Genomic DNA, 24,901 nt, shown 5'->3' on the forward strand with positions numbered 1-24,901 from the left:
TTCAACGCAGAATGGGCGAGTGCAAATACATTTCGTATAGGGTCTAGGAGGCTGAAGCAGTTGTATAACCTGAAAGCACGCCGACGTCCCCCAAGACAATATAATTGCTTGGGTAGCGCAGATGCAAAATATGACAACTAGCAATTATGTCAGTGGTAGGTTTGACGCTTGTCTGTAATGGTTGGCGTAGGGCGACGTTGTCGATACGATTTACTGATGCGCTAGTGTTGAGTGTGAGCAGGTTTGCTGCTGACACTACGTGGCGCGTTTGGTAATGAAAACGGTGGCAGAATGTAGTGTTAAAGATTTTTCGTCCGGTAACAGTGTGAAAGGAGGGTGGATGGTTTTGTTGAGCGTGGATAAGTCGCAAACAGTACTCGGTAGGATGAATTCGCACCATTCGCTTCAGGCCTCCACCTACACAGTGTATGGCCATTGCCAAAAGGGGGATGGGTTACTCGGATTCAATGGTGAGAAAGTAGATCGCTTGATCAAAAATTACATGCTGGGTAATGGTTATAGGATGTTCTGTGTGAACTTGATGCGTTTCAATTCGCCGGATGACATCAGTCCGTTCGATTCGGGTGGTTTGAATGCATATAGTTACTGTATGGGAGACCCGGTAAATCTAACAGACGCGAGCGGGCACGCCCCCAAGCGGTCCTCGTCAACGAGTTTTAACTTTGATAGGTATAGGCAGGCTGTTATGGGTACCTACAAAGTGACAGGTGTACCTAGAACAAGATCCAACTCATTACCTTCGCTAACTGATCGCCCAGCCCAAGGCCATACACCAAAGGGCTGGGATTTGATTGGATTTCATGCTAGTTCGATAGAGAATGGTGCCAGCCTGAAATTGGGCCTGGATCCGAAATTCATCGGGAGTAATTTGGGTGGTGAGCCAGATTTTGGTCAGGGTTTTTATCTTGCGGTGATGAAATATCTGACTGGATTTGTTGGTGCTTATATTCGGGATGTTAAGGGTAAGACGCCTGGTTTGTATGGTGTGTATGTCGAAAATATGGCGCGCCTTAAACAGGGGAGAGACTTTAATTTTGGCCAGCTTCCCGAATACCCTTCTCATCGTAGAGAGATGGAAGTTGTTATAAGGGAACCTGCATATCCTTTAATAGCGGTCCGATCTCTGAGAGAAGGTGACACGCAAGTCGTCTTGCCTAGATCTAAAGAAGCCCCTTTTTGAGCCATCCATCTAATCGACTGATGGGGGATGCCAAGGCTGAGGTGCGCCACCTGTTGGTCCAGGGAATCGAGCGGCGGTTGTGGCAGGTGGCGGGGACAAGGCGATGCTGGACAAGTACCTGAGTCAGTATCAGCAGCCGTGAGTCGAGGTTACGCGCTTCTCTGTAGGAGCAGCCTTGCCGAGGCGTCGGACCGGCCGGAAAGGGCCGCATAGCGGCCCCGGGATTTCCGCATTGATGCAAAGATCGCCGGGGCTGCTTTGCAGCCCTTTCGCGACACAAGGCCGCTCCTACAGGGAAAGTGCATTGTAGGGGGATCCTGGGTCCGGCCTCTTATCGTAGCGTTGCCGAGCCTGAACAATCGCCGGTATGTTCGACTCCGCCCAATGCGCCAGTTGTTCCACCGTGCCACCCAGTGTCGCGCCCAGTTCGGTCAGGGCGTATTCGACGGTGGGCGGCACGGTCGGGTGTACCTGGCGTTCCACCAGGCCGTCGCGCTCGAGCTTCTTCAGGGTCTGCGACAGCACCTTCTGCGAGACACCGGCGATATCCCGGCGTAGCTGGTTGAAGCGCACCCGTTCGCCGGTGCTGAGGCGGTCGATGAGCAGCAGCACCCATTTGTCGGCCAGGCGGTCGAGCACCAGGCGTGCCGGGCAGTTCGGGGCGAAGACGTCGTAGGCCGGGCATTCGCGGTAGTGGGCCATGGGTTACTCCAAGGTAATCTGGTGAGTGAAAAGTGCCTTCTTGAGCGCTTCGTCGGGGCTGGTTAGGCTGTTGTCCATGGTTCGCGGCCGCGCCATGCCCCTTGTAAACGCACTGAAGGAAATCAGGATGAACACCGAAACCAAGGCTTCGGCGCTGCGTGCCGCCCGCTGGATCTCCACGTTGCTGCTGACTGCGGCGGCCAATCTGGGCAACGCCAGCGAGCTGGTGACGCCGGTCACGCTGGTGGTCGATCAGAGCCTGCCCGCGGCCCAGGCGCAGCAGCAGATCCTCGCCGCCCGCCGCTACGACACCTTCTGGAACACCGGCGACGAGGCCATGGCCCGCGCCGCGCTGGCCGCCGACTTTCGCGACAACACTCTGCCGCCGGGGCGGCCACAGGGCGTCGAAGGGCCGCTGAAGGCTTCCCGGGCATTCCGCGCGGCGGTGCCGGACCTGCGCTGCGAGGTGCTGCAGATGATCGTCGCCGGCGACCGGGTCACCGCGGCGCTGCGCTTTACCGGCCATTTCACCGGCACGCTGGGCGAGCACCAGGGTCAGGGCCAGGCCATCGACTTCATCGCCATGGACATCTATCGCATCGCCGATGGCCGGATCGCCGAGGACTGGCATCTGGAGGACAACCTGGCGTTCATGCGCCAGGCGGGCCTGGTGGGGCTGTAGGAGCGGCCTTGTGCCGCGAAAGGGCCGCAGAGCGGCCCCTGGATTTCAGCTTTAATGCAAAGGTCGCCGGGGCTGCCTTGCAGCCCTTTCGCGGCACAAGGCCGCTCCTACAGGTTGGGCCTGGCCGGCCTGCAATCAGCCGAACACCTGCGGGGGATTGACCGGCGCATCGCCCTGGGCCAGGGTCCAGCGGGCGATCTCATCCTTGCGCATGAACGCCACCCCTGCATGGCTGCGGGCATAGGCGAAGAACTGGTCCAGCGCCCGCACCACGGTGGGTGTGCCGCCGATGCGGTCATGGGCCGACAGCGACATCAGCCGACGGCGTTGGCGGCCTTCGGCGTACAGTACGTCGAACTCGTCCTTGAGCTCCTGCAGCAAGGCCGCGCCAGTCATCGCCGTGGACCCGGCGATGCGGCCGATGTCGTTGTTACGCAGGGTGTAGGGCACCACGGCGAACGGCTTGCCGCGCACCGGGGTGATCGAGGGCTCGTCACGGGCCAGGTCGTCGATGTGGTAGAGGAAGCCCAGGTCCTGGAGGATATTCAGGGTCTCGCGGGAGTGGCGCATCCAGAACGCGTTGAAGCCCAGCGGACGTTGCCCGGTGACGCGCTCGATGATGGCGCTGGCCTGCTGGTACTGGCGGCGCTCTTCGGCGGGCGTCAAGCTGTACTGGGGCGCCCAGTGCAGGCCGTGCCCGGCGGCCTCGTGACCGCGCCGGGCCACCTCGGCCGCCAGCTCCGGGTAGGCTTCCACGGCCTTGCCGACCATGTGCGAGGTGACCTTGATGCCGTGCCGGTCGAACAGCGCGAGCAGGCGCGGCACGCCTTCCAGCGGGCCGTAGCGGTACCAGCTGGGGGCGATGGTGTCGGGGTAGCGTGGGTCCAGTGGAGGGAAAGGGCTTTCGGCATGCTCCGGCTGCCCACCTGATTCGAACTGCAACGACACCGAGATCACCAGTTGCGCGCCGTTGGGCCAGAACGCCTTGCCAGCGCCGTTGCCGGGCGTCGCCCCGTTGCTGCTGCCGGGTTCGCTCGCCAGTGCCGCGCCCGCCGCCACGGCGATGCCGCCGGCGAGGGTGCCTTTCATGAAGTCTCTTCTGCTGGTCATCGGTTCGCTCCTGAGTGCGTGGGTTTCGATGCCGGGCAGTGTAATTAGCGATAAAATCGCTAATAATCAGCCGAAAGGCAAAATCATATTTCGGAAAAATCGAAAGCCATGCTGGATCAACTGGCGTTGTTCCTCACCATCATCGAGAAGGGCAGCCTGTCGGCGGCGGGCCGTGAGCGTGGGCTGTCACCGGCCACCGTGTCCGAGCGCCTGTCGGCGCTGGAGGCACATTACGGGGTGGCGTTGCTGACCCGCAGCACCCGCTCGCTCAGCCTGACCGACGCCGGTCGCCTGCTGGCCGACGGCGCCCGGCGCCTACTGGCCGAGGCTGACGAGCTTCAGAGCCAGCTGCGTCACGGCCAGCAGAAGATCTCCGGGCTGGTGCGCCTGAGCGCCCCGGTGGATCTCGGTCGGCACTGCATCGCACCGTTGCTTGACCGCTTCCTGGAGGCGCACCCCGACGTGTCGATCGACCTGGACCTGACTGATGGCTACGTCGACCTTGTCGGGCAGGGCATCGACTTCGCCATCCGCTATGGCACATTGGCCGACAGCTCCCTGCGCGCCCGAGCGCTGGGCGACAACCGCCGGGTGGTATGCGCCGCGCCTGAATACCTGAATCGGTACGGCACACCGCTGCACCCGGACGACCTGGCGCGGCACGACTGTATCGTCATGCGCTTCGGCATCCATACCGAGCGGGTCTGGCCGTTTCGCCTGGACGCGGTGGCGCATCCGGTCAGCGTGCGCGGCCGGCGGGTTGCCAACAACGGCGAGCAGGTGCGGCGCTGGGCTGTGGACGGGCATGGCCTGTGCCTGAAGTCGCTGCGTGACGTGCAGGATGACCTGGACAGTGGCAGGCTGGTGGAGGTGCTGGGCGAGTTCAGCGCCGGACCGGTGGCGCTGCAGATCGTCTATCCGCCGACCCGGGTGCAGCCGAGGCGAGTGCGGGCGCTGATGGAGGCGATCATGACGGAGCTTGGTTGAACGGGCACTTGTAGGAGCGGCCTTGTGCCGCGAAAGGGCCGCAAAGCGGCCCCTGGGTTTCAACACTCATGCATAGATCGCGGGGCCGCTCTGCGGCCCTTTCGCGGCACAAGGCCGCTCCTACAGGTGATAGACAGTGGCTTGTCTGAACTATAGTGATGAGCGGCCAGTGCGTGACGACAAGGGACTTTGATGGCAGCAGCCAGGAAACACACTGATGACGGCGTCTTCGCGGTGACCGGCGAGGGCCGCGCCGTGTCGTTGTTCCGCCTGGTGCTGGGTTTCATGGCGGTGGTCATGCTGGCATTCGTGCTGATCGAGGGCTGGCGGATCTGGCGCGAGTACCGGCAGGCGTTCGGCGATGCCGAGAATGCGGTCACCAACCTGGCCCGGGCCACGGCCCAGCACGCCGAGGACGCCATCCGCCAGGTGGACGCGATCACCGCGGTCCTGGCCGAGCGCCTCGAAGGCGATGGCATTGCCCATGTCGATCGACCGCGGATGCACGCCCTGTTAAAGCAACAGGCGCGGATCATGCCGCAGTTGCACGGCCTGTTCGTCTATGGCGCCGATGGCAGCTGGATCGTCACCGACAAGGATGCCGTACCGCCGGGGGCCAATAACGCCGACCGCGACTATTTCATCTACCACCAGACCCACGCCGATCGCCAGGTGCGTATCGGCTCCGTGGTGCGCAGCCGTTCCACGGGCGACCTGATCATCCCCATCTCGCGGCGCCTGGACCTGCCCGATGGGCGCTTCGCCGGGGTGCTGCTGGGCACCATCAAGGTCGACTGGTTCGTGCGTTACTACGGTGATTTCAAGATCGATGAACGTGGCGCCCTGGTGCTGGCCAAGCGCGACGGCACCATCCTCGTGCGCCGGCCGTTCGTCGAGCAGGTCATCGGTCGCAGTCTGGCTGGCAGCGAGATCTTCCGACGCCACCTGCCCTATGCTAGCGAAGGGGTGGCCGAGGCGGTGGCGGTGGTCGACGGCACAACCCGGTTGTACGCGTTCCGCGCGCTGTCCAGCTACCCGTTGGTGGTGCAGGCGGGCCTGTCCCGCGAGTCGATCGTCGGGCCCTGGCGGCACGATATGCTCAAGTCGGTGGCGCTGCTGGTCCTGCTGCTGGTCGGCCTGGCCGGCTTCGGTTGGATCGTCCTGCGCCAGTTGCGCGAGCGCATCGCCATCGAGCGTGCGCTGCACCAGGCCCACCAGACCCTCAAGGCGCTGGCCCTGAGCGACAGCCTGACCGGGCTGGGCAACCGCCGGCGGCTGGACGCGGTGTTCGAGCCGGAGATCCGCCGGGCACGGCGCCAGGGCCGGCCGCTGGCACTGGTGATGCTCGACCTGGATTACTTCAAGGCCTACAACGACCGCTACGGCCACCCGGCGGGCGACCAGTGCCTGCGGCGTTTCGCCGAGCTGTTGCGACAGGCGCTCAAGCGCCCGGGGGACCTGGCGGTGCGTTACGGTGGCGAGGAGTTCACCCTGTTGTTGCCTGATACCGATGTCCAGGGGGCCAGCCAGATCGTCCAGGAGATCCTGCAACTGTTGCGCCGGCTGGGCATCGAGCATGCCGGCAGCCCGTTGGGGCATGTCACGGCCAGTGCCGGTATTGCGGTGGGCGCACCGACGCTGGAGACGGTGACCCCGGAGAACCTGATGGCGGCGGCGGATGCGGCGCTTTATGAAGCCAAGCGTCAGGGGCGGGATCGCTACTGCCTGGCGGCCAGCGTGGAGAAACATCCGGCGCATTGACGCGGCAGGAGATCGCCCAGGAATCAGTAGCATTGTGCGGTCTGTCGTGGGAGCGGGCTTGCCCCGCGATAGCGTCCGATCAGGCAATGAAGGTGCCTGGACAGGCCTCATCGCGGGGCAAGCCCGCTCCCACGATAGGTCCCCGTCCGGGGCGTTACTCCACCTCGACCAACACCCCATCACGGCCAAGCCGATAACGCTGCAGGTCGCGGGCCAGGGTCAGGTGCCCGTTGTAGTGCGCCTGAGCCTCTTCACGCACCTCCTCGATGGAGCCACCACGCCCGCCGCCCGACTGGTAGCGGGCACTGAAATGCGTCAGCACCAAATTCTTCACGCCCGCCGTTTCGGCAAAGCGCGCCACCGCTGCAGCGGTGCTGTGGCCGAAGGTGGCCTGGGCACGCTCGACCACCGGCTGGGTGAAGGTCGCCTCATGGACCAGCACATCCACGTTCGCCGCCAGCGTGCTCAACAGCTCCGGGCGGTCGTTGTCGCCGCAGACGATGATCCGCTGCGCCGGGCGCGTCGGTTGCAGGTAGGCCTGCGGATCGAGCTGGCGTCCCTCGTGCTCGACAGTCCTGCCACGGGCCAGTTGCCCCCACAACGGCCCGGCGGGGATGCCGTCGGCCTGCAGGCGCTGGGTGTCCAGCCGTGGCTCTGGGTCACGCTCCTCGAACACGAAACCGTAGGACGGCACCCGGTGCGACAGCTCGACCACACCGATCTGCACATTGCCATGTTCCAGCCCGGTGAAGGTCTCGACCGGCTGCATCTGCAGCTCGAAGGGCAGGTAGGTATCGCTGACCGCCAGGCTCTGGCGCACCCAGGCCTGAAGCTCGGCCGGCAGCACCAGCTGCAAGGGTTCCTTGCGCCCCGACATGCCGGCACTGGCCAGCAGCCCCGGCAAGCCGAAGCAGTGGTCGCCGTGCACATGGGTGATGAGGATGGCGCGCAGGTCGCGCACCGACAGCGGGCTGTGCAGCAACTGGTGTTGGGTACCTTCGCCGCAATCGACCAGGTACCAGCCGGTGCCTGAGGATTCGATGACCGCGGTCGCACTGACGTTGCGGGCCTTGGTGGGCACACCGGAAGAGGTGCCCAGAAACTGCAGGTCCATTGCCTGACTCCTTGATTCGATGTTGTTGCGACCCCGCAGGGCGGGGCGCGCGGAGGCTAGCATGGCACTGTCGCAGGGGCCAGTGCGCTCCCAACATCGAGCTTACGCGCTACCAGGCCGGACTAGTAGACACCGCCCTGGGCGATGGTAGCGGCCCCTTCCTTGAACTTGCCCGCCAACCTCTGCAAGCCGCGCATCAGCACCGTGGTGTCCACCCCGACCGCGACGAACGCCGCGCCCAGTTCGATGTAATGTCGCGCCAGCGTCTCGTCGGCACTGAGGATTCCCGCCGCCTTGCCGGCGCGACCGATGCGCACGATGGCGTCGTCGATGGCGGCCTGCACTTCGGGATGCCCCGGATTACCCCGGTGTCCCATGGCCGCGCTGAGGTCGGCGGGGCCGATGAACACGCCATCGACGCCTTCGACAGCGCAGATCGCATCGAGGTTGGCCAGGCCTTCGCGGTTCTCCACCTGCACCAGCAGGCACATCTGTTCGTCGGCCTGGTCCAGGTAGTCGGGCAGGCTGTTCCAGCGCGATGCTCGTGCCAACGCGCTGCCGACACCGCGCACGCCGTGGGGCGGGTAGTGCATCGCCCGCACCAGCTGGCGTGCCTGCTCGGCGCTTTCGACCATGGGCACCAGCAGGGTCTGCGCGCCGATATCCAGCAATTGCTTGATCAGCGCGGTATCGCCGATCACCGGGCGCACGATGGGTTGGGCCGGGTAGGGCGCCACCGCCTGCAACTGGCCGAGCAGGCTGCGCAGGTCGTTGGGCGCGTGCTCGCCGTCGAGCAGCAGCCAGTCGAAACCGGCATTGGCCGCCAGCTCCGCGCAGTACGGGTCGGCCAGGCCGAGCCACAGGCCGATCTGCGCCTGGCCAGCGCGCAGGCGTTGCTTGAAGGTGTTGATGGGCATGTCCATGGGCGGTCCTCGGTGAACGTGTGGATTCGCAGGTGCTCTGTGGGAGCGGGTTCACCCGCGAATGCGATGGCGATGCTGATGATGCTTTCGCGGGTAAACCCGCTCCCACAGGAATCTCTGCTGTCTGGGCAGGCGTCAGACGAATCGGCAGGCGATCGAACCGAGTTGATCGTAGTCGACGTGGAAGGTATCGCCGGGGCGGGCGGCCACTGGGCGGGTGAACGAGCCGCCGAGAATGATCTGGCCGGCTTCGAGGCCCACGTCGTATGGCGCCAGCTTGTTGGCCAGCCAGGCCACGCCCTTGGCCGGGTGGTTGAGCACCGCCGCCGACACGCCGGACTCCTCGATCACGCCGTTGCGGTACAGCACCGCCGGCACCTTGCGCAGGTCGACGTCGCCCGGGCGCACGGCGCGACCGCCCATGACCACGCCGGCGTTGGCGGCATTGTCGGAGATGGTGTCGAACACCTTGCGGGTGGCGCCGCTGAACGGGTCGACCTGCTGGATGCGCGCATCGATGATCTCCAGGGCCGGAATCACCCACTCGGTGGCGTCGAGCACGTCGAACAGGGTCACGTTCGGCCCCTTTAGCGGCTTGCCGAGGATGAACGCCAGCTCCACCTCGACCCGCGGCACGATGAAGCGCTCGAAGGGAATGTCGCTGCCTTCGTCGAACAGCATGTCGTCGAGCAGCGCGCCGTAGTCCGGCTCGGTGATGTTCGAGGAGACCTGCATGGCCCGGGAAGTCAGGCCGATCTTGTGGCCGACCAGCTTGCGGCCGTCCTTGATCTTCTGCGCCACCCAGGCGCGCTGGATGGCGTAGGCGTCCTCGATGCTGATCGAGGGGTATTCCAGGGAGAACTGGCCGACCTGTTCGCGGATGCGTTCGGCCTGGTCGAGGCGGGCGGCGGCTTGCTGGATGATGCGGGCGTCGAGCATGGAGACCTCAGGGCTGACGGGTGAACAGGGGATGCAGGCTGCTGTGCTTGGCGTCGTACACCTGCGCCTGGCTTTCATCGATCTGCAGGGTCACGCCGACCGGGCGACGTTCCAGCAGCGCGTCCAGCTGCCGACGCAGCACCGCCAGCAGCGCATCGCCGACCTGCCGGTGCACCGCAGCGCTGCGACCGCTGCCCATGCGCAGGTTGGCGTAGACGAAGCCGTAGTCGCCGCGGCCATCGGCGATCGCCGCATGGGCGGCCGGGTAGGCCAGCACGCGGGTGCCGCCGGTGGGGAACACCTGTCGATCATCTTCATCGCGCTGGGCGAGCATGCACTCGGCCAGGGCGCGGCACAGGCCGGGCATATCGGCGTCGGCTTCGATGTCCGGGCTGTAGAGCAGGACCAGATGGGGCATGACGGTGCTCCTTACAGGCGGCTGGTGGCGGTGACACCGGCCGGGTTCGAGGCCTGGGCGGCGGGGATCGTGCTGCCGTCCTGAGGGGTGACCGGGAAGATCGCGTTGATCTGGCCGGTGCCGGAGGAGCCGAAGTACGGCGTCACCACCTCGGCCTTGCCGTCGTACTGCGACCAGCCCAGGGCGCCGAGCAGCATGGCGGTGTCGTGCATGAAACCTTCGCCGTGACCCTTGACCGCGTACTCGGGCAGCATCGCGCAGAAGTCGGCCCAGTCGCCGTCCTGCCACATGCGCACCACGCGGTGGTCGAGGGTCTCCAGGAAGGGGCTCCATACCTTGGTGGCAAAGTCCGGGGCCTGGCCGTTCTGGGCGAAGCGGTGCGACAGCGAGCCGCTGGCGAGGAAGGCCACGCTGCCGTCGTAGTGGTTCTCGACTGCTTTGCGCATGGCCCAGCCCAGGCGCGCGCTGTCGTTGAGGTAGTGCGAGGTGCACAGCGCCGAGACCGAGATCACCTTGAAGTGACGGTCGGCGTTCATGTAGCGCATCGGCACCAGGGTGCCGTATTCCGGGGCCAGGGTGGTGGCGTCGTGGGCCATGGTCTCCACGCCCAGGCGGTTGCATTCCTCGGCGAGGATCCGCCCCAGTTCGGGGTTGCCGGGGAAGCCGTAGTCCATGTTGGCGATGAAGTGCGGCAGTTCGTTGCTGGTGTACAGGCCCTCGAAATGCGCGGCGCAGTTGATGTGGTAGTTGGCGTTGACCAGCCAGTGGGTGTCGAACACGACGATGGTGTCCACGTCCAATTCGCGGCAGCGCCGGCCGATCTCGTGGTGGCCGTCGATGGCCGCCTGGCGAAAGCCCTGGCGCGGGCCGGGCAGTTCGGACAGGTACATCGAGGGTACATGGGTGATCTTGGCGGCGAGAGCGAGTTTGCCCATGGGAATCTCCTGTGATTGTTGTTGTGGCCGCATCGCGGGGCAAGCCCGCTCCCACATTGGCTTGTAGGAACGGGCTTGCCCCGCGATGACGTCAGATGCCCCAGCGCGGAATGTGATGGCTACCCATGGATATACACACGTTCTTGATCTCGGCGAAGACCTCGAAGCTGTATTGCCCACCTTCGCGCCCGGTGCCCGAGCCTTTCACCCCGCCGAACGGCTGGCGCAGGTCGCGCACGTTCTGGCTGTTGATGAACACCATGCCCGCCTCGATGCCGCGGGCCAGGCGGTGGGCCTTGCCAATGTCCTGGGTCCAGATGTATGAGGCCAGGCCGTATTCGGTGTCGTTGGCCAGCCGCAGCGCCTCGGCCTCGTCCTTGAACGGGATCAGGCAGACCACCGGGCCGAAGATCTCTTCCTGGGCGATACGCATCGAGTTGTCCACATCGGCGAACACCGTCGGCTGGATAAACTGCCCCTTGGCCAGGTGCGCCGGCAGCCCGGCCGGACGCTCCAGGCCACCGGCCACCAGGCGTGCGCCTTCCTCGAGGCCGATGCGGATGTAGCCGGTGACCTTGTCGTAGTGCTGCTGGGTGATCATCGAGCCGACCTGGGTCTTCGGATCGGTCGGGTCACCGACGATCAGGCGCCTGGCGCGGGCGGCGAACTCGGCGACGAACTGCGGGTACACGCTTTCCTGGATGAAGATGCGGCTGCCGGCGGTGCAGCGCTCGCCGTTGAGCGAGAAGATCGTGAACAGCGCGGCGTCCAGGGCACGGTCCAGGTCGGCGTCCTCGAAGACCAGTACTGGCGATTTGCCGCCCAGCTCCATGGAGTACTTCTTAAGGCCCGCCGTCTGCATGATCTTGCGGCCGGTGGCGGTGCCGCCGGTGAAGGAGATGGCGCGCACGTCCGGGTGGCGCACCAGGGCATCGCCGGCGGTGGCGCCGTAGCCCTGGATGACGTTGAGCACGCCATTGGGGATACCGGCCTCGACCGCCAGGCGTCCCAGCTCATTGGCGGTCAGCGGCGACAGCTCGCTCATCTTCAGCACCGCGGTGTTGCCCAGGGCCAGGCATGGCGCGGTCTTCCAGGTGGCGGTCATGAACGGCACGTTCCAGGGCGACACCAGCCCGCACACGCCCACCGGCTGGTACAGGGTGTAGTTGAGCATCTGGTCGTCCACCGGGTAGGTGTGGCCGTCCATGCGCGTGCACACCTCGGCGAAGAAGTCGAAATTGTGCGAGGCGCGCGGGATCAGCACGTTGCGCGTCTGGTGGATCGGCAGGCCGGTGTCCAGGGTCTCCAGCTCGGCCAGCTGTGGCACGTTCTGCTCGATCAGTTCGCCCAGGCGACGCATCAGCCGGGCGCGCTCCTTGGCCGGTGTATTGGCCCATTTCGGGAAGGCTTCCTTGGCCGCGGCCACGGCCAGGGCGACTTCCTCGGCGCCGCCGCTGGCGACTTCGCCGATGGCTTCGCCGGTGGCCGGGTTGTAGTTGATGAAAGTGTCGCGGCTCTCGACTTCGCGGCCGTTGATCCAGTGCTTGATCATGCTGTTGCCTCGTGTGCTTTGCGGGCGAAGAACTCGGCTTCGCTGACGATTCGGTTGACCAGGCGGCCGACGCCTTGCACTTCCACCACCACTTCGTCGCCCGGCACCACGTCGGCCAGGCCTTCCGGGGTGCCGGTGGCGATCATGTCGCCGGGCTGCAGGGTCATGAAGCTGGAGAAGTATTCGATCAGGTAGGGGATGTCGAAGATCATGTCGGCGGTGCTGCCTTGCTGTTTCAGCTCGCCGTTGATCCAGGTGCGCAGCGTCAGCTTCGACGGATCCGGCACGTCGGCGACGTCGACGATCCACGGACCCACTGGGGTGGTGGCGTCGCGGTTCTTCACCCGCAGGTTGGGGCGGTAGTAGTTCTCCAGATAGTCGCGGATGGCGTAGTCGTTGCACACCGTGTAGCCGGCCAGGTAGGCGAGGGCGTCCTCGCGCCGGACGTTGCGCGCCGGCTTGCCGATCACCGCCACCAGCTCGCACTCGTAGTGCATGTACTTGACGTTGTCCGGGCGCCAGGTGACCTGCTCGTGCCCGGTGTAGGTACCCGGCGACTTGATGAAGGCCAGCGGTTCGGTGGGCGGGGTGAAGGCCAGCTCGGCGGCGTGGTCGGCGTAGTTCAGGCCCAGGGCGAACATGTTGCCGGTGGCCGGCGGCAACCAGGTGACCTGGTCGGCATGGACCAGGCGGCCATCGGCCAGGCGCAGGTGCTGGTCGTCCTCGACGGTGACCTGATGGACCTGGCCATCGAACTGGATACGGGCGTGCTTCATGGGGCGAGTCCTTGTTCGGCGACGATGGGGTTGGTCAGCTGGCCGAGGCCGTCGATCTCGACCGTCACCCGGTCGCCGGGCAGCACATCGACGCGGCCTTCGGGGGTGCCGGTGATCAGCACGTCGCCGGCATGCAGGGTCATGAACTCGCTGATCTCGGCGATCAGCCGGGCCACGCCGCGCACGCAGTTGGCGGTGTTGTTCTGCTGGCGCAGCTCACCGTTGACCCACAGGCGGATGCCCAGCGCGTCGGGGTTGCCGACCTGCGCGGCGGGCACCAGTTGCGGGCCGATGGCGCAGAAGCCGTCGCGGCACTTTGCCTTGACCGCCGGGCGGTAGTAACTGTCCTCGGGCAGGCTGAACTCGTTGACGATGGTGTAGCCGGCCACATGCGCGAGGGCGTTTTCGACGCTGACGCGGCTGGCGTCCTTGCCTATCACCACGCCCAGCGCGGGGCCGGGTTGCAGGCGATCGACTGCCGAAGGGTAGGTTACCGGTCGGGCATGCTCGTTGCGGGTGTTCGGGGTCTTGATGAACAGCACCGGCTTGACCGGCGGCTGCCGGTACGGCGCTTCATGGAAGGATGCCAGATGCTGCTGCAGCAGGCCCTGGTAGTTCAGGGCGACGCCGAACAAGCTGCCGTTGGCGACCTCGTGCAAGGCACGGCTCATGCTTTTCTCCTGCGGTGATTGAGGCGACCAGGGGCGCCTCGTGGTGTTTTTGTTAATGTGTTAACGTTATATTTAATATGTTAACGATCGTCAAGGCGTCCACCGCTGGCCGGTGGTGCTACGATGGTTTCCCCGGCGCGTTTCACCGCTGCGAGAACAACAATGAAAGAACGACAGCCGATCCCCAACATCAACATCGGTCGGGTCTACGACCAGCGCTACAGCGACAGCGAGGTGCACTACGACCGCCTGGGCAACCTGGCCGGTTTCTTCGGTCGCAACATGCCGGTGCACCGCCACGACCGCTTCTTCCAGGTGCACTACGTCAAGACCGGCAGCGTACGGGTGTATCTGGATGAGCAGCGCTACCACGAGTCCGGGCCGATGTTCTTCCTCACCCCGCCGACCATTCCCCATGCCTTCGTCACAGAAGCCGACGCCGACGGCCATGTGCTGACCGTGCGTCAGCAACTGGTCTGGCAACTGCTGCAGGCCGAGCCTGGGCTGGCGTTGGGCCCGCGACTGCAATCGGCCTGCGTCGCCCTCGGTCACCTGCAGGGCGCGGCGGCCGGGGAAGTGCGGCGCCTGGAGCAGCTGTTCGACCTGCTCGGTGACGAAATCGGCCATGGCCAGGCCGGGCAGGGCACCGCCGTGCAGGACCTGGCACGCCTGGTGATGATCAGCCTGCTGCGCCTGGGCGCCAATTCCCTGGAGGCCACGCCCGCGCGGCACGAGGACCTGCAACTGTTCCATCGTTTCAACGAGCTGATCGAGCGTCATTACCTCGACCACTGGACGCTGCCGGCCTATGCGGCGGCGCTGGGGGTGACCGAGGCGCGGCTGAACGATGTGTGCCGGCGCATGGCCGACCTGCCGTCCAAGCGCCTGGTGTTCGAACGGCTGATGCAGGAGGCGCGGCGATTGCTGCTGTACACCGGCGGTTCGGCCAACGAGATCTGCTACCGGCTGGGGTTCAAGGATCCGGCGTATTTCAGCCGCTTCTTCCAGCGCCATGCGCAGATGACGCCGGGGGAGTACCGCCAGCGTCAGGCGGGATTGCGTTGACATGAGGCGACCACTTCCGGGCTGCGGGCTTCAACTGATCGTGCAACGAAGGTGGCGCCTGGAGAATGGGCGTTTGCCGGGAGCGCTGGTACTTTTCACAGGGGCTGGACAGCACGGGTGAAAATGGTTTTCACTTTATTAATATCTTAATAAAACCAGCCGTTTATCCTGATGACCAATCCTAGACCTTCCCTGACGTTGACCCTATTGCAGGCCCGCGAAGCGACCATGGCGTTCTTCCGTCCGGCCCTCAATGCCCATGACCTGACCGAGCAGCAGTGGCGGGTGATCCGCATCCTGCGCCAGCAGGGTGAGTTGGAAAGCCACCAGCTGGCGGACCTGGCCTGCATTCTCAAACCGAGCATGAGCGGCGTGCTCAAGCGCCTGGAGCGCGACGGCCTGGTGGGCCGGCGCAAGTCGCCGGAGGACCAGCGACGGATCTTCATCAGCCTGACCGTGCGCGGCCAGCAGGCGTTCCTGGCCATGAGCGAGGAGATGGAGCGCAACTACCAGGAGATCCAGCGCCAGTTCGGCGAGGACAAGTTGGAGAAGTTGATGGAGTTGTTGAACGAGCTCAAGAAGGTCAGGCCCTGATGGCGCGAGCACTGACCACCGCCATCGCGGGGCAAGCCCGCTCCCACGGGTAAACGTGGGAGCGGGCTTGCCCCGCGATAGGGCCCTTGAATCCTGTACAGGGTCACCCTACAGACCGGCAAGATACAGCGAATCATCGAGAATCTTCAGCAACGAAGCCGCCCGCCGCGCATACACCGCCGGGTTCGCATACAGCAGCTCCACATGCAGGCTGTCGATGATCCCCAGGTACGCATCGCCATACAGTTCCAGCTTGTTGCCATCGCTGCGGGCCCAGACGTGGCGCTCGCGCAGCGCCTGGCAGAAGCCCAGGCGAATCTGCTCCAGGTAGGCCTCGAAGCCGCTGGTGACGATCGAGCGGATCGGCGCAGGCGGCAGGAACGCCGTGCGCAGCACGAAGCGCAGGTTGGCCGAGGCGGCGTAGCGCTCGGCCAGGTGCAGCGGGTGCCAGTGTCCCGGTGCCTCGCGGCCCGCCGCCTCGTGGCCGAATCCGGCCTCGACGTAGGCGGTCTCGTCTGCCAGCGCCCGTTCGAAGGCGTGCACGAACAACGCATCCTTGTTAGCGAAATGGGCATAGAGCGAGGCCTTGCGAATGCCCGCCAGGGCGGCGATCTCGTTCAGCGACGAGCCGTCGTAGCCGTGTTCGGCAAAGTGCTCGACGGCATGGTCGCAGATGCGCGCGGCGGAAGGGGTCAGGGCTTTCAAGGCGGTCACTCCGGGTTGACGCTGGGATGGGGCGAGGCGCTGATTGTCTTTGCCACGGCGGCGCGGGTCAAACCGACGATGACCAGGGCAGCGGCCGCCAGCAGCCAGGCCCAGGCCAGCGGCCCCAGTGTGGCCAGGTGCCCGGCCAACGGTGTGGCACTGGACGAGATCACCAGTTGCAGGGCGCCGAGCAGGGCTGCGGTAGAGCCGACGTCACGTTGTTGCGACGACATGGCCAAGGCCATCAAGGTGGCCTCGCAAATGCCCAGGCCGAACAGCGCCACTACCACGCCCGCCAGCAGCAGCGGCAGGCCCGCGCCGGTCAGCCCGGCGGACACCGTCAGCAGCGCGCCGCCGCCCATGCACAGCGCGCCCCACCAGGCCACGCGAGCCACGCCGTGGCGCGTCACCCAGTAACCGGACAGCGCCGCGCCGAGCAGGATGGCCACGCCACAGCCCCCGAACAGCAGGCCGAAGTGGGCGCTGGAAAGGCCGAAGTGCTGCTGGTACACGTAGGCGGAGCCGGCGATGTAGGCAAACAGGAAGAAGAACACCGCCGACAAGGCCAGGGCCGGACGCAGGAACGTGCCGTCGGCGGCGATGCGCGCATAGGTGCGCCATGCGCGGGTCGGCGCCAGGCGTACCCGCTGCCCTGCAGGCAAGGTCTCGCCAAGCGTCAGCATCGAATTGAGCAGGGTCAGCAGCCCCAGCCCGGCCAGCACCAGCATGATCGCCCGCCAGCCATAGGCCGCGTCGATCACCCCGCCCAGTGCCGGGGCGAGTATCGGCGCCAGGCCTTCGATGGTCATCAGCAGGGCGAAGATCTGCGCCGCCCGCGCGCCGTCGGCGCTGTCGCGCACCATGCTCATGATCACCACCAGCGTCAGCGCGCTGGCCAGGCCCTGGACCAGGCGTGCGATCAGCAGCAGGTCCAACGAAGGCGCGGCGGCCGCGCCGAGGGAGGCCAGGCTGAACACCATCAGTCCCGCGAGCAGCGGACGACGGCGGCCCAGGGCATCGACCACGGGGCCGAACAGCAACTGGCCGGCGCCCATCGCCAGCAGGAACACGGTCAGGGTCAACTGCACCTGGGTATAGCCGGTGGCGAAGTCGCGAGCCATTTCCGGCAGGCTGGCCAAGTACATGTCGATGGCTGAAGGGCCGAGGGCGCCGATCAGGGCGAGGGATGCGGCGAAACGCAGGTTGGAGGCAGGCATGACTGGGAAATCCGTTAGAAAAATAAACCTACCGACCGGTAGGTTGTGCGGATTATGCCAGAGTGCGTGAAAGGGTCAACCATGCCTGCGTCCGCTTGCGTCCCAGATACAGGGCATTGGCATGTTTAGCGCCACCGGTCCGATCACCCCGGAATAATCCGAATCCCTCCTTATCGCCGTACTCCCAACTCTGTACGGCATGCAGCCGTGCATCCCTTAGCCACACGAGGTTTTGCAACCATGGCCAACAAAGACAGCAACAAGACCGGCAGCCAGGGTGGATCGAAGAACCCGGGCAACTTCGCCAATGACCGCGAGAAGGCATCCGAAGCCGGCCGCAAGGGCGGTCAGAGCAGTGGCGGCGACAACCGCCAGACCGAGTCCGGCCGCAAGGGTGGCCGCTCGTAAGTGAGGGCACGCGGTGCCGGGGTTGCCTGGCACCGCGCATACCCACCAAGGAGGCATTCCATGCGTATCACCCCTTTGATCTGCCTGCTGGGCAGCCTGAGCCTGCTGGGCGGTTGTTTCGACCGTGACAACGACCATCCAGCCAAGGACGCCGACCCGAGCAAGCCCTCGCTGCAGATGCAGCAGCCCGATACACCCACGACCAACCCGTCCCCTGAGACCAGACCGCAGAATCCATGAGCGAGGTACCGGGCATGCTGGCGATGACTGAGGGTGTGACCGACAAGGCGACCGATGGACTTGAGCATCGCTATCGGGTCCTGCTCAAGGGCCCTGATCCGGCAGGCGAGGCTTGGCTGCAGCAGCAACTGCGCCATGTGCGCACGCTTGCGGACGACCTGCCGGATGATCCCGGGCGCTTGCCGGAATGGGCAGAAGCTCATGCCCAGCGGGTCGCCAGTGAACACAGGGCTTATCTTGAACAACGGCGCCAGGGGGCTGCGCGGCGCTACTTCGACAACCGGGCCCATGCCTTGTGGTTCCTGCAACAGGTCGCGCCAACCAAGGCGGTCGACGGCGCATGGTTGCACGGCGCCCTGTGCCATTGGCGGGACCCGCGTTTTCACGGGTTGATCCGCACCTTTCTGGAAGAACTGGGAGATGGCGATCCGCGTTGCAACCACGTGTTGATCTATCAGCGGTTGCTCAGTCGTCTCGGCTGCCTGCAAGGGGCACCGCTACCTTCAGCACGTTACCTGCAAGGCGCGCTGCAACTGGCCTTGGGGCAGCACTGCGATCGATTTCTAGCGGAAGTGATCGGTTACAACCTGGGGTACGAGCAGCCACCGTTGCACCTGCTGATCACCATCCATGAGCTGGCAGAGCTGGGCATCGACGCCCATTATTTCCAGCTGCATGTGACCATCGACAATGCCGCCAGCGGTCATGCGCGGCGCTCACTGGAGAGCTTCATCGACCTGTCCCGTGACCAGGGGCCGGCGTTCTATGAGCGCGTCAGGCACGGCTACAGGCTCAATGACCTGGGCGTCGACACGCCGTCATTGATCGCGTCGTTCGACCTGCAGGCAGAGTTGCTCAGCACGCTGGAACGCAAGCGCGTCTATGGACAGTGCATGCATTCGGACCGCTGTCGCCTGCAGGGGCGCACCATCAACCAGTGGCTGGCCGAGCCCGGTGCGATGCCCGGGTTCCTGGATGCACTGCAAGCCCAGGGGTGGATCAAGCGCAATAGCGATCCTCGGCAGAGTCGATTCTGGTCGTTGATCGATGGTCCGGTGGCGGCCATGTTCGGCGTGTTCGATGCCTATGAAAAGCAGCTCTGGCACGACTGGATCGCCGGCACCTGGCAGGGCGCCAATGTGCGTCGGGTGTCGCCGGGGCAGTGGGAGCAGGCCTTGCAACTGGAGGAGGCGCCCGGCGTAACGCAGGCGGCCGATATGGCCGCGCTGATCGAAGCGATGGCCGGCAATCGCCATTCCACGCCCCAGGGCCTGCGCGCTACCCGTGCGTTCATCCAGGCCACCGGTTTGATGCAGGGAGGGCCGAACTGATGCTGCTCGACCAGGACCAGACCCGTGCCGACGAGGCCTTGCTGCAGCTGGGGCGGCGCCTGCGTGCCGACGGTTATCGTTTTACTTGCGTGACCCCGGCGACCCAGGCCAGGGTCAATGCCCGCGCCGAAGCACGCCAGGCTCGCACCCTGCGCGATGTGTTTGGCTGGAGCCGACCGTTCGCCGCGTCGTTGCTCAGCGCTGACGAACTGCAACACCTGCATACCGCCGGCGTGCTCGAACCACAAGGGACGCTGTGGCGCAGCAGGGTGCGCTGGTCGAGCCTGGACGACCTGCTGCTGGTGCATTCCGCCTGGCCGACCGACAGCCGCGATGCGGTGTTCTTCGGCCCCGACAGTTACCGGTTTGCCCAGGTGATCCAGGATCACCTGCGGCACAGTCCCCAGCGCGTGCAGCATGCCGTCGACATCGGCTGTGGCAGTGGCGTCGGCGCGTTGCTGATCGCCCGCGCCGCGCAGCATGCGCAGGTCAGCGCGGTGGACATCAACCCCATGGCCCTGCGCCATACCGCCATCAATGCAGCACTGGCCGGCGTGGCCAACGTCTCGGTGGAGCCCAGTGACCTGCTCGACGGTATCGTCGGCACATTCGACCTGATCGTCGCCAACCCGCCCTATATGCTCGACTTCGCCCAGCGCGCCTACCGCCATGGTGGTGGCGCGCTGGGTGCCGAACTGTCATTGCGCATCGTCGAGCAGGCCCGTGAGCGACTGTCGATCGGCGGCAGGTTGCTGCTGTACACCGGTGTCGCGATCGTCGAGGGGCGCGACGCGCTGCTCGAGGCCGTACGCCTGCGCCTGGCCGGACCTGCGTTCGGCTGGTCCTATAGGGAGCTGGACCCGGATGTGTTCGGCGAACAGTTGCTCGAGCCTGGCTACGAGCAGGTCGAGCGCATCGCCGCCGTCGCCCTGACTGTCACCCGCCGGGGCTGATGCAGCCATGGCGCGGTCTTGCACGTTCGGCATCGAGGAAGAATACCTGCTGGTGGACCTGGCCACGGGGCGTGTCTTGGCCGCGCCATCCCCGGCCGTGGCCCGTTGTTGCCGCGATGCGCTGGGGCCCTGGTTCGCCGAGGAAATGTTCCGCAGCCAGGTGGAGGTCGCCTCGCCGGTGTTCGATACGCTGCATCAGGCCCGTGGCTTTTTCACCGAGCAGCGCCAACGCCTGAGCCAGGCACTGGCGGGTGAGGGGGCCGGCCTCTACGGCGCGGGGAGCCACCCGAGTGCCCAATGGCTGCGCCAGCGTCCACGGGATACCCCGCATTACCGTCAGCTGTTCGACGACTACCGGTTGGTGGCCCGGCGCAGCCTGTTGAACGGCTTGCACGTACACGTCGGCGTGCCGGCCGGCGTCGATCGCATGCAGGTGATCAATCGGGTGTCGTACTGGCTGCCCCTGCTGTTGGCGCTCAGCACCTCGTCTGCGTACTGGAGCGGCCAGGATACGGGCTACATGAGCTACCGACGGGTGGTGTGCGGGGAGTGGCCGCACATGGGGCTGCCCGAGCCGCTGCCGGACTGGAGCGCCTACGAGCGCTACCGGGCGCTGCTGCAACGCACCGGCAGCCTGGCCGAGGACGGCGACTTCTGGTGGGCGATCCGACCCTCGCGGCGGTTTCCGACCGTCGAACTGCGTATCTGCGATGGCTGCCCCCGGTTGGACGATGCCTTGGCCATCGCCGGGCTGTTTCGCCACCTTGTCGAGCATGCGCTGGGGCGCAGTGACGCCGTCTCGAGCCGTGAGATGCGCTGGGTCACCCAGGAAAACTACTGGCGTGCCCTGCGTCAGGGCCGCCTGGGCACCTTCATCGGCGTGCACGAGCAACAGCCGGTGAGCGCCGAAGGCTGGCTGACGCAACTGCAGAGGCAATGCCCGGCCGACACCGCCGATGCCGAACGCGCCTTCATCCAGGCCCGGCGTATCTTGCGCGACGGTACCAGTGCCGATCACCAGCGCGAAACCTATGCGCTGGCCCGCGAACAAGGCCTAGATGATCGACAGGCGATGCGCAAGGTGGTCGAACAGGTCATGGACGACCACCTGTTGGTGTCCGTGGGCCATTCTGTCCAGATCGCTTAACGCAAAGCAGCTCATTCATTGTGCGACTGAGTTCATCCAGCGTGCAGGGTTTACTGATGAAGCGGGCATTCGCCGGCAGAAAACCAGGCGCCGGCGCCATATGGCCGGATACGATGATCACCGGAAGCTGTGGGCAGGCTGCCCAGATGGCTTTGGCCAAGTCGATACCATCCATGTGGCCGGGCATTCGCACATCTGTGATCACCAAGGCAAGCCGCTGGTCGCCTGAAAACTTCTCCAAGGCGTCATCCGCATTGGCGCACTCAATGACGTCATGCCCCAAGTGAGTCACCGCTTCTGTCATCAGCCATCTAAGGATGTCGTCATCCTCGACCACCAGTACCCTGCGTCGCATACCGATTACCCCGTATTTCCTCGTTAGTCAGTGCTTAGAACCAGTCGTTTCCAAAGGCTGACCAGAGGCAGGGTACCCGTTGTTATACAGTGTTGGCTTGATGGACTAGGCTGGTTGAGCGCTTGCCTGGAAGCATATTGAGGAACGTCATGAGACTGTACGATTTCATCGAGAGCAGCATGGAGGAGATTCTCCAGGCTTGGGAGAACTTCGCTCGCTCAGTCAGAACAGCACAGCCGAAACAGGACGCCGCGGGTTTGAGGAACCACGGTGAAAGGATTTTACGTACCGCTGCCGCAGATATGCGTACGGCTAAAACCGCACAGCAACAGTCCGAAAAAGCGAAGGGCCGAGGCCCACAAACGTCCAGCGAGACTGCCGCGCAGACCCACGCAATGACCCGTCTGATAGCAGGCTTCTCGATGGATCAGATGGTTTCCGAATATCGCGCACTGCGTTCCAGTGTGCTGTCGCTGTGGCTTGCTCAGGAAGGATCCACCACGAAGGATCACGTCCAGGACATGATTCGGTTCAATGAGGCCATTGACCAGGCTCTGGTCGAGTCGATTGCCGCCTACGGGGCAGCGGTGGACTCCACACGCAAAATGATTCTCGCGGTGCTTGGCCATGATCTACGTTCACCCTTGGGAGCAGTGCTGATGGCCGGCGATCTGTTACTGCGCCAGGAGGGAGTGGAAGGAAAAGGCAGAATATTGGCAACCCAGGTTTGCACGAGCGCACGCCGCGCCACTGGCATCGTCAACGATCTGCTCGACCTGGCGCGTTGCAACCTAGGGACAGGTATTCCCGTGTACCCTGAAAATGTCGAGCTCAATCCCATCTGTCGTGCGGTGATCGAGGAATTGCAAATGGCGTTTCCCGAGGCAACCATTCTCTTCAAGGAAAGAGGGCAGGTGACGGGACAATTCGACTCAGCCCGTATGGCTCAGGTTTTCTCCAACCTGATTGGCAACGCCATACACCATGGAGATAAAGCGTCTGCCATCACGGTCACCTTGACGCATAAGGCTGCCGGGCCATGTATTAACGTTCACAATTCGGGCGAGCCCATTCCGGCCGAAGCCATGCCCTATCTCTTCAGTCCAGAGGGACGGTACTCAGGCTATGCCTCAAGCGAAAAGGGTTCGGCGGCAGGGCTAGGGCTTGGGCTATTCATCGCATCGGAAATCGTCGCTGGTCACGGTGGACGAATTGAGGTCGAATCGACGGCTGAAGCGGGGACGACGTTTGAAGTGGTATTGCCTTTATCCTTCACGAGCTCGGATGCAGCCCTTGAATCCCCTTGAGCTGCCCCTCACGGCCACTGTCCTCAGTCTTGCGAGCCGTTACCTGCAACGAGTCTCGCGTAGCGGTTGGTGGCTTCGAAGATCAAGGCGTTCTTCTCCTCTTTACTTATCAGGCCGTCGTGTTGGTAGTTGTCGGCCAGCCGAACCAGCTCCTCATACTGATCTGGCGCAGCCATCCGAATCTCCGGCCTGTCAAACACCTCACGCCAGGCCGTCAGCGCTTCCTTCTTCTCATCTCTAATCATGAGCTTTTCCACCAGAGGTTTCTCGGTAGAGGCACAGGCGAGCCGCTTTGTTCAACCAGATGAGCCCCGGGACGCAAAAGCTGGCTGGCACTCAATCGAGCTGCCAAATTTGAATGAACCATGAGCCAGCCGGGTCACCCAAAGCAGAACATGCCAATGGGAGAGTGCTCATGGAAATCGCAACGATCTGGTTCTTTGTCGCCCTGATGGTCATCGCCCTTGAGATTTACGCCATCTGGCACATCATCGGCAGTGACCGGCGCGCTGAGCGCAAGATGCTCTGGGTGATCTTCGTCGTCTATGCCCCATTGCCCGGCTTGCTGGTTTGGGCCTGGTTGGGCCCCAGGGCGGTGAAGGGGCGGGCGGTGCTGCAGGAGAAGTGAACTGAGCTGGGCCCTCAAGAGCGCGTGGACCAGGCCCACGAACAGCTCGGTGTCGCCGGGGGTAGTCCACTGCCGTAGGGCAAAGTCGAATAAACCTTGGCCGCGACGCGCAGTCAGCTGTTGTAAGAGCCCCAAATCGTGCGGGCCAAGGAGGTGGCTGATGAAACTCGTCTGTCTGCTGCGTGGCTGCCAGTGGCGCAGCCTGTCGGTCCGTGAAATCGCCGGGCTTGACTGCCAGTGCTGCGAACGCTGCGGTGCGCTGCTCTACAGCCAGCCCGGCCAACCCCTCGACGCGTAGGAGCCGACCATGGCCCGGGCAATCTGGAAAGGTGCGATCAGCTTCGGCCTCGTGCATATCCCCGTCTCCCTCAATACCGCCGTGCGCACCGAGCGCGTCGATTTCGACTGGCTCGACAAGCGCAGCATGGAGCCGGTGGGCTACAAGCGGGTGAACAAGGTGACCGGCAAGGAGATCGACAAGGAGCACATCGTCAAGGGCGTGGAGTACGAGAAGGGCCGTTATGTGGTGATCAGCGAGGAGGAGATTCGCAAGGCCCGGCCCGAGGCGACCCAGACCATCGATATCTTCTCGTTCGTCGATGCCAGGGAGATCCCGCTGCAACAGTTCGACACGCCTTATTACCTGAGCCCTGACCGTCGTGGCGGCAAGGTCTATGCCTTGCTGCGCGAGACCCTGGAAAGTACCGGCAAGGTGGCCCTGGCCACCGTGGTGCTGCATACCCGCCAGCACCTGGCGCTGCTGCGCCCGCTGGAGGACGCGCTGGTGATGATTACCCTGCGCTGGCCCGAGGAGGTGCGTGACCTCGCGTCTCTGGAACTGGACAAGAGCGTGACCGACAGCAAGCTGGACAAGCGCGAACTGGACATGGCCAGGAAGCTGGACAAGCGCGAACTGGACATGGCCAGGAAGCTGGTGCAAGACATGAGCGGGCCATGGACACCCGACGAGTACCATGATGCCTTTCGCCAGACTATCCTCGACCTGGTGGAAGAGAAGGCCAGCAAGGGCAAGATCGAGACCGTGGACAAAGGCGAGGGCGCGCCGGCGGAGAAGGGCGCCGACATCATCGACCTCACCGAGCTGCTCAAGCGCAGCCTGGGTGGCAAGACCAAGGCGAAGAAGCCGGCGGCCAAGCGACCGCGCAAAGCGTCATAGCGC

General features: G+C 64.5%; 29 protein-coding genes and 1 pseudogene. 16 read left to right on the top strand and 14 right to left on the bottom strand.

Going from position 1 to position 24,901, the window contains the following annotated elements; all coding sequences use genetic code 11:
- The first annotated feature begins 274 nt into the window (after positions 1-274).
- Together VUG52_RS13190 and VUG52_RS27270 are read left to right on the top strand one after the other, a co-directional pair.
- Positions 275-1,201: an RHS repeat-associated core domain-containing protein gene (locus VUG52_RS13190; RefSeq protein WP_082337736.1), complete on the top strand. Its 927-nt coding sequence runs from the start codon at positions 275-277 to the stop codon at positions 1,199-1,201.
- A gap of 32 nt (positions 1,202-1,233) precedes the next feature.
- Positions 1,234-1,343 (top strand): annotated as a pseudogene (locus VUG52_RS27270) (curli production assembly/transport protein CsgG); the annotation flags it as partial.
- 146 nt (positions 1,344-1,489) lie between these two features.
- Here the strand turns inward: VUG52_RS27270 and VUG52_RS13195 are convergent.
- Entirely contained in the window at positions 1,490-1,903 is a 414-nt protein-coding gene (locus tag VUG52_RS13195) for a winged helix-turn-helix transcriptional regulator (RefSeq protein ID WP_050705640.1), read from the bottom strand.
- Positions 1,904-2,030: 127 nt separating this feature from the next.
- On the opposite strand from VUG52_RS13195, the gene VUG52_RS13200 reads away from it, so the two are divergent.
- Complete coding sequence (locus VUG52_RS13200; protein WP_050705641.1) at positions 2,031-2,585, top strand: ester cyclase; 555 nt, start codon at positions 2,031-2,033, stop codon at positions 2,583-2,585.
- Between the two features lie 135 nt (positions 2,586-2,720).
- Here the strand turns inward: VUG52_RS13200 and VUG52_RS13205 are convergent, their stop codons facing one another.
- Positions 2,721-3,695 (bottom strand): polysaccharide deacetylase family protein, encoded by a 975-nt coding sequence (locus tag VUG52_RS13205; RefSeq protein ID WP_050705642.1) that lies wholly within the window; start codon positions 3,693-3,695, stop codon positions 2,721-2,723.
- A 108-nt stretch (positions 3,696-3,803) separates the two neighbouring features.
- Here VUG52_RS13205 and VUG52_RS13210 point away from each other — a divergent pair, with 108 nt between their 5' ends.
- Together VUG52_RS13210 and VUG52_RS13215 are read left to right on the top strand one after the other, a co-directional pair.
- Complete coding sequence (locus VUG52_RS13210; protein ID WP_050705643.1) at positions 3,804-4,682, top strand: LysR family transcriptional regulator; 879 nt, start codon at positions 3,804-3,806, stop codon at positions 4,680-4,682.
- Between the two features lie 192 nt (positions 4,683-4,874).
- The gene (locus tag VUG52_RS13215) at positions 4,875-6,443 is read left to right on the top strand and encodes a sensor domain-containing diguanylate cyclase (RefSeq protein ID WP_262952477.1); all 1,569 of its coding nucleotides are present in this window, start codon (positions 4,875-4,877) and stop codon (positions 6,441-6,443) included.
- A gap of 154 nt (positions 6,444-6,597) precedes the next feature.
- On the opposite strand, the gene VUG52_RS13220 is transcribed toward VUG52_RS13215, so the two are convergent.
- The 8 genes from VUG52_RS13220 to VUG52_RS13255 form a co-directional block, all read right to left on the bottom strand.
- The gene (locus VUG52_RS13220) at positions 6,598-7,557 is read right to left on the bottom strand and encodes a ribonuclease Z (RefSeq protein WP_050705645.1); all 960 of its coding nucleotides are present in this window, start codon (positions 7,555-7,557) and stop codon (positions 6,598-6,600) included.
- 122 nt (positions 7,558-7,679) lie between these two features.
- The gene (hpaI, locus tag VUG52_RS13225) at positions 7,680-8,480 is read right to left on the bottom strand and encodes a 4-hydroxy-2-oxoheptanedioate aldolase (protein WP_050705646.1); all 801 of its coding nucleotides are present in this window, start codon (positions 8,478-8,480) and stop codon (positions 7,680-7,682) included.
- Positions 8,481-8,615: 135 nt separating this feature from the next.
- Positions 8,616-9,419, bottom strand: a complete 804-nt coding sequence (hpaH, locus tag VUG52_RS13230) for a 2-oxo-hept-4-ene-1,7-dioate hydratase (RefSeq protein WP_331833086.1) — start codon at positions 9,417-9,419, stop codon at positions 8,616-8,618.
- A 7-nt stretch (positions 9,420-9,426) separates the two neighbouring features.
- On the bottom strand, positions 9,427-9,837 hold the full coding sequence (locus VUG52_RS13235) for a 5-carboxymethyl-2-hydroxymuconate Delta-isomerase (RefSeq protein WP_050705648.1): 411 nt from the start codon (positions 9,835-9,837) through the stop codon (positions 9,427-9,429).
- An 11-nt stretch (positions 9,838-9,848) separates the two neighbouring features.
- Positions 9,849-10,772, bottom strand: a complete 924-nt coding sequence (gene hpaD, locus VUG52_RS13240; RefSeq protein WP_050705649.1) for a 3,4-dihydroxyphenylacetate 2,3-dioxygenase — start codon at positions 10,770-10,772, stop codon at positions 9,849-9,851.
- Positions 10,773-10,863: 91 nt separating this feature from the next.
- Positions 10,864-12,324: a 5-carboxymethyl-2-hydroxymuconate semialdehyde dehydrogenase gene (gene hpaE / locus VUG52_RS13245; RefSeq protein ID WP_262974511.1), complete on the bottom strand. Its 1,461-nt coding sequence runs from the start codon at positions 12,322-12,324 to the stop codon at positions 10,864-10,866.
- On the bottom strand, positions 12,321-13,100 hold the full coding sequence (locus VUG52_RS13250) for a fumarylacetoacetate hydrolase family protein (protein ID WP_331833088.1): 780 nt from the start codon (positions 13,098-13,100) through the stop codon (positions 12,321-12,323). The genes hpaE and VUG52_RS13250 overlap by 4 nt, the downstream gene beginning before the upstream one ends.
- Positions 13,097-13,771 (bottom strand): fumarylacetoacetate hydrolase family protein, encoded by a 675-nt coding sequence (locus tag VUG52_RS13255; protein WP_331833089.1) that lies wholly within the window; start codon positions 13,769-13,771, stop codon positions 13,097-13,099. Before VUG52_RS13255 ends, VUG52_RS13250 begins: the two co-directional genes overlap by 4 nt.
- Positions 13,772-13,933: 162 nt before the next feature.
- Here VUG52_RS13255 and hpaA point away from each other — a divergent pair, with 162 nt between their 5' ends.
- A complete protein-coding gene (hpaA, locus tag VUG52_RS13260; RefSeq protein ID WP_331833090.1) occupies positions 13,934-14,836 on the top strand; it encodes a 4-hydroxyphenylacetate catabolism regulatory protein HpaA in 903 nt (300 codons plus the stop codon).
- 171 nt (positions 14,837-15,007) lie between these two features.
- Positions 15,008-15,430: a homoprotocatechuate degradation operon regulator HpaR gene (gene hpaR, locus VUG52_RS13265; protein ID WP_050705653.1), complete on the top strand. Its 423-nt coding sequence runs from the start codon at positions 15,008-15,010 to the stop codon at positions 15,428-15,430.
- A 108-nt stretch (positions 15,431-15,538) separates the two neighbouring features.
- Here the strand turns inward: hpaR and VUG52_RS13270 are convergent, their stop codons facing one another.
- Complete coding sequence (locus VUG52_RS13270; RefSeq protein ID WP_331833091.1) at positions 15,539-16,135, bottom strand: TetR/AcrR family transcriptional regulator; 597 nt, start codon at positions 16,133-16,135, stop codon at positions 15,539-15,541.
- A 5-nt stretch (positions 16,136-16,140) separates the two neighbouring features.
- Positions 16,141-17,352 carry a multidrug effflux MFS transporter gene (locus VUG52_RS13275; protein WP_331833092.1) on the bottom strand — a complete coding sequence of 404 codons (1,212 nt, stop codon included), beginning with the start codon at positions 17,350-17,352 and terminating at the stop codon, positions 16,141-16,143.
- Positions 17,353-17,592: 240 nt separating this feature from the next.
- Here VUG52_RS13275 and VUG52_RS13280 point away from each other — a divergent pair, with 240 nt between their 5' ends.
- From VUG52_RS13280 to VUG52_RS13300, 5 genes are read left to right on the top strand one after another with little or no spacing between them, the layout of a single operon-like run.
- The gene (locus VUG52_RS13280; protein ID WP_050705656.1) at positions 17,593-17,760 is read left to right on the top strand and encodes a general stress protein; all 168 of its coding nucleotides are present in this window, start codon (positions 17,593-17,595) and stop codon (positions 17,758-17,760) included.
- A 60-nt stretch (positions 17,761-17,820) separates the two neighbouring features.
- Positions 17,821-18,000, top strand: a complete 180-nt coding sequence (locus VUG52_RS13285; RefSeq protein ID WP_331833094.1) for a hypothetical protein — start codon at positions 17,821-17,823, stop codon at positions 17,998-18,000.
- Positions 18,001-18,014: 14 nt separating this feature from the next.
- Positions 18,015-19,331, top strand: a complete 1,317-nt coding sequence (locus VUG52_RS13290; protein ID WP_050705658.1) for an iron-containing redox enzyme family protein — start codon at positions 18,015-18,017, stop codon at positions 19,329-19,331.
- Positions 19,331-20,284 (top strand): class I SAM-dependent methyltransferase, encoded by a 954-nt coding sequence (locus VUG52_RS13295; RefSeq protein ID WP_331833096.1) that lies wholly within the window; start codon positions 19,331-19,333, stop codon positions 20,282-20,284. The genes VUG52_RS13290 and VUG52_RS13295 overlap by 1 nt, the downstream gene beginning before the upstream one ends.
- A gap of 7 nt (positions 20,285-20,291) precedes the next feature.
- Complete coding sequence (locus VUG52_RS13300; RefSeq protein ID WP_050705660.1) at positions 20,292-21,431, top strand: carboxylate-amine ligase; 1,140 nt, start codon at positions 20,292-20,294, stop codon at positions 21,429-21,431.
- On the opposite strand, the gene VUG52_RS13305 is transcribed toward VUG52_RS13300, so the two are convergent.
- A complete protein-coding gene (locus VUG52_RS13305) occupies positions 21,379-21,786 on the bottom strand; it encodes a response regulator (RefSeq protein WP_082337738.1) in 408 nt (135 codons plus the stop codon). The two genes, VUG52_RS13300 and VUG52_RS13305, sit on opposite strands and share 53 nt — an antisense overlap.
- A gap of 149 nt (positions 21,787-21,935) precedes the next feature.
- Here VUG52_RS13305 and VUG52_RS13310 point away from each other — a divergent pair, with 149 nt between their 5' ends.
- Positions 21,936-23,093: a sensor histidine kinase gene (locus tag VUG52_RS13310; RefSeq protein WP_050705661.1), complete on the top strand. Its 1,158-nt coding sequence runs from the start codon at positions 21,936-21,938 to the stop codon at positions 23,091-23,093.
- Between the two features lie 23 nt (positions 23,094-23,116).
- Here VUG52_RS13310 and VUG52_RS13315 read toward each other — a convergent pair whose 3' ends face one another.
- The gene (locus tag VUG52_RS13315; protein ID WP_156329632.1) at positions 23,117-23,350 is read right to left on the bottom strand and encodes a hypothetical protein; all 234 of its coding nucleotides are present in this window, start codon (positions 23,348-23,350) and stop codon (positions 23,117-23,119) included.
- 158 nt (positions 23,351-23,508) lie between these two features.
- Here VUG52_RS13315 and VUG52_RS13320 point away from each other — a divergent pair, with 158 nt between their 5' ends.
- The 3 genes from VUG52_RS13320 to ku all read left to right on the top strand — a co-directional run bounded on the left by VUG52_RS13320 (position 23,509) and on the right by ku (position 24,898).
- Positions 23,509-23,721: a PLDc N-terminal domain-containing protein gene (locus VUG52_RS13320; protein WP_050705663.1), complete on the top strand. Its 213-nt coding sequence runs from the start codon at positions 23,509-23,511 to the stop codon at positions 23,719-23,721.
- Between the two features lie 160 nt (positions 23,722-23,881).
- Positions 23,882-24,019 carry a PSPA7_2676 family Cys-rich small protein gene (locus tag VUG52_RS13325; protein ID WP_177330844.1) on the top strand — a complete coding sequence of 46 codons (138 nt, stop codon included), beginning with the start codon at positions 23,882-23,884 and terminating at the stop codon, positions 24,017-24,019.
- Between the two features lie 9 nt (positions 24,020-24,028).
- Positions 24,029-24,898 carry a non-homologous end joining protein Ku gene (gene ku / locus VUG52_RS13330; RefSeq protein WP_050705664.1) on the top strand — a complete coding sequence of 290 codons (870 nt, stop codon included), beginning with the start codon at positions 24,029-24,031 and terminating at the stop codon, positions 24,896-24,898.
- Positions 24,899-24,901: the final 3 nt, after the last annotated feature.

Source organism: Pseudomonas sp. LH21 (genome assembly GCF_036549575.1).
GTDB classification, from domain to species: domain Bacteria; phylum Pseudomonadota; class Gammaproteobacteria; order Pseudomonadales; family Pseudomonadaceae; genus Aquipseudomonas; species Aquipseudomonas peradeniyensis.

Coding starts and splice junctions, on each gene's coding strand:
- hpaA (WP_331833090.1), top strand. CDS start 13,934: ATGAAAGAACGACAGCCGATCCCCAACATCAACATCGGTCGGGTCTAC.
- hpaR (WP_050705653.1), top strand. CDS start 15,008: ATGACCAATCCTAGACCTTCCCTGACGTTGACCCTATTGCAGGCCCGC.
- hpaD (WP_050705649.1), bottom strand. CDS start 10,772: ATGGGCAAACTCGCTCTCGCCGCCAAGATCACCCATGTACCCTCGATG.
- hpaI (WP_050705646.1), bottom strand. CDS start 8,480: ATGGACATGCCCATCAACACCTTCAAGCAACGCCTGCGCGCTGGCCAG.
- VUG52_RS13215 (WP_262952477.1), top strand. CDS start 4,875: ATGGCAGCAGCCAGGAAACACACTGATGACGGCGTCTTCGCGGTGACC.
- hpaE (WP_262974511.1), bottom strand. CDS start 12,324: ATGATCAAGCACTGGATCAACGGCCGCGAAGTCGAGAGCCGCGACACT.
- VUG52_RS13295 (WP_331833096.1), top strand. CDS start 19,331: ATGCTGCTCGACCAGGACCAGACCCGTGCCGACGAGGCCTTGCTGCAG.
- VUG52_RS13310 (WP_050705661.1), top strand. CDS start 21,936: ATGAGACTGTACGATTTCATCGAGAGCAGCATGGAGGAGATTCTCCAG.
- VUG52_RS13210 (WP_050705643.1), top strand. CDS start 3,804: ATGCTGGATCAACTGGCGTTGTTCCTCACCATCATCGAGAAGGGCAGC.
- VUG52_RS13290 (WP_050705658.1), top strand. CDS start 18,015: ATGCTGGCGATGACTGAGGGTGTGACCGACAAGGCGACCGATGGACTT.
- VUG52_RS13305 (WP_082337738.1), bottom strand. CDS start 21,786: ATGCGACGCAGGGTACTGGTGGTCGAGGATGACGACATCCTTAGATGG.
- VUG52_RS13205 (WP_050705642.1), bottom strand. CDS start 3,695: ATGACCAGCAGAAGAGACTTCATGAAAGGCACCCTCGCCGGCGGCATC.
- VUG52_RS13285 (WP_331833094.1), top strand. CDS start 17,821: ATGCGTATCACCCCTTTGATCTGCCTGCTGGGCAGCCTGAGCCTGCTG.
- VUG52_RS13220 (WP_050705645.1), bottom strand. CDS start 7,557: ATGGACCTGCAGTTTCTGGGCACCTCTTCCGGTGTGCCCACCAAGGCC.
- VUG52_RS13235 (WP_050705648.1), bottom strand. CDS start 9,837: ATGCCCCATCTGGTCCTGCTCTACAGCCCGGACATCGAAGCCGACGCC.
- VUG52_RS13320 (WP_050705663.1), top strand. CDS start 23,509: ATGGAAATCGCAACGATCTGGTTCTTTGTCGCCCTGATGGTCATCGCC.
- VUG52_RS13250 (WP_331833088.1), bottom strand. CDS start 13,100: ATGAAGCACGCCCGTATCCAGTTCGATGGCCAGGTCCATCAGGTCACC.
- VUG52_RS13255 (WP_331833089.1), bottom strand. CDS start 13,771: ATGAGCCGTGCCTTGCACGAGGTCGCCAACGGCAGCTTGTTCGGCGTC.
- VUG52_RS13325 (WP_177330844.1), top strand. CDS start 23,882: ATGAAACTCGTCTGTCTGCTGCGTGGCTGCCAGTGGCGCAGCCTGTCG.
- ku (WP_050705664.1), top strand. CDS start 24,029: ATGGCCCGGGCAATCTGGAAAGGTGCGATCAGCTTCGGCCTCGTGCAT.
- VUG52_RS13200 (WP_050705641.1), top strand. CDS start 2,031: ATGAACACCGAAACCAAGGCTTCGGCGCTGCGTGCCGCCCGCTGGATC.
- VUG52_RS13190 (WP_082337736.1), top strand. CDS start 275: ATGAAAACGGTGGCAGAATGTAGTGTTAAAGATTTTTCGTCCGGTAAC.
- VUG52_RS13275 (WP_331833092.1), bottom strand. CDS start 17,352: ATGCCTGCCTCCAACCTGCGTTTCGCCGCATCCCTCGCCCTGATCGGC.
- VUG52_RS13300 (WP_050705660.1), top strand. CDS start 20,292: ATGGCGCGGTCTTGCACGTTCGGCATCGAGGAAGAATACCTGCTGGTG.
- VUG52_RS13195 (WP_050705640.1), bottom strand. CDS start 1,903: ATGGCCCACTACCGCGAATGCCCGGCCTACGACGTCTTCGCCCCGAAC.
- VUG52_RS13280 (WP_050705656.1), top strand. CDS start 17,593: ATGGCCAACAAAGACAGCAACAAGACCGGCAGCCAGGGTGGATCGAAG.
- hpaH (WP_331833086.1), bottom strand. CDS start 9,419: ATGCTCGACGCCCGCATCATCCAGCAAGCCGCCGCCCGCCTCGACCAG.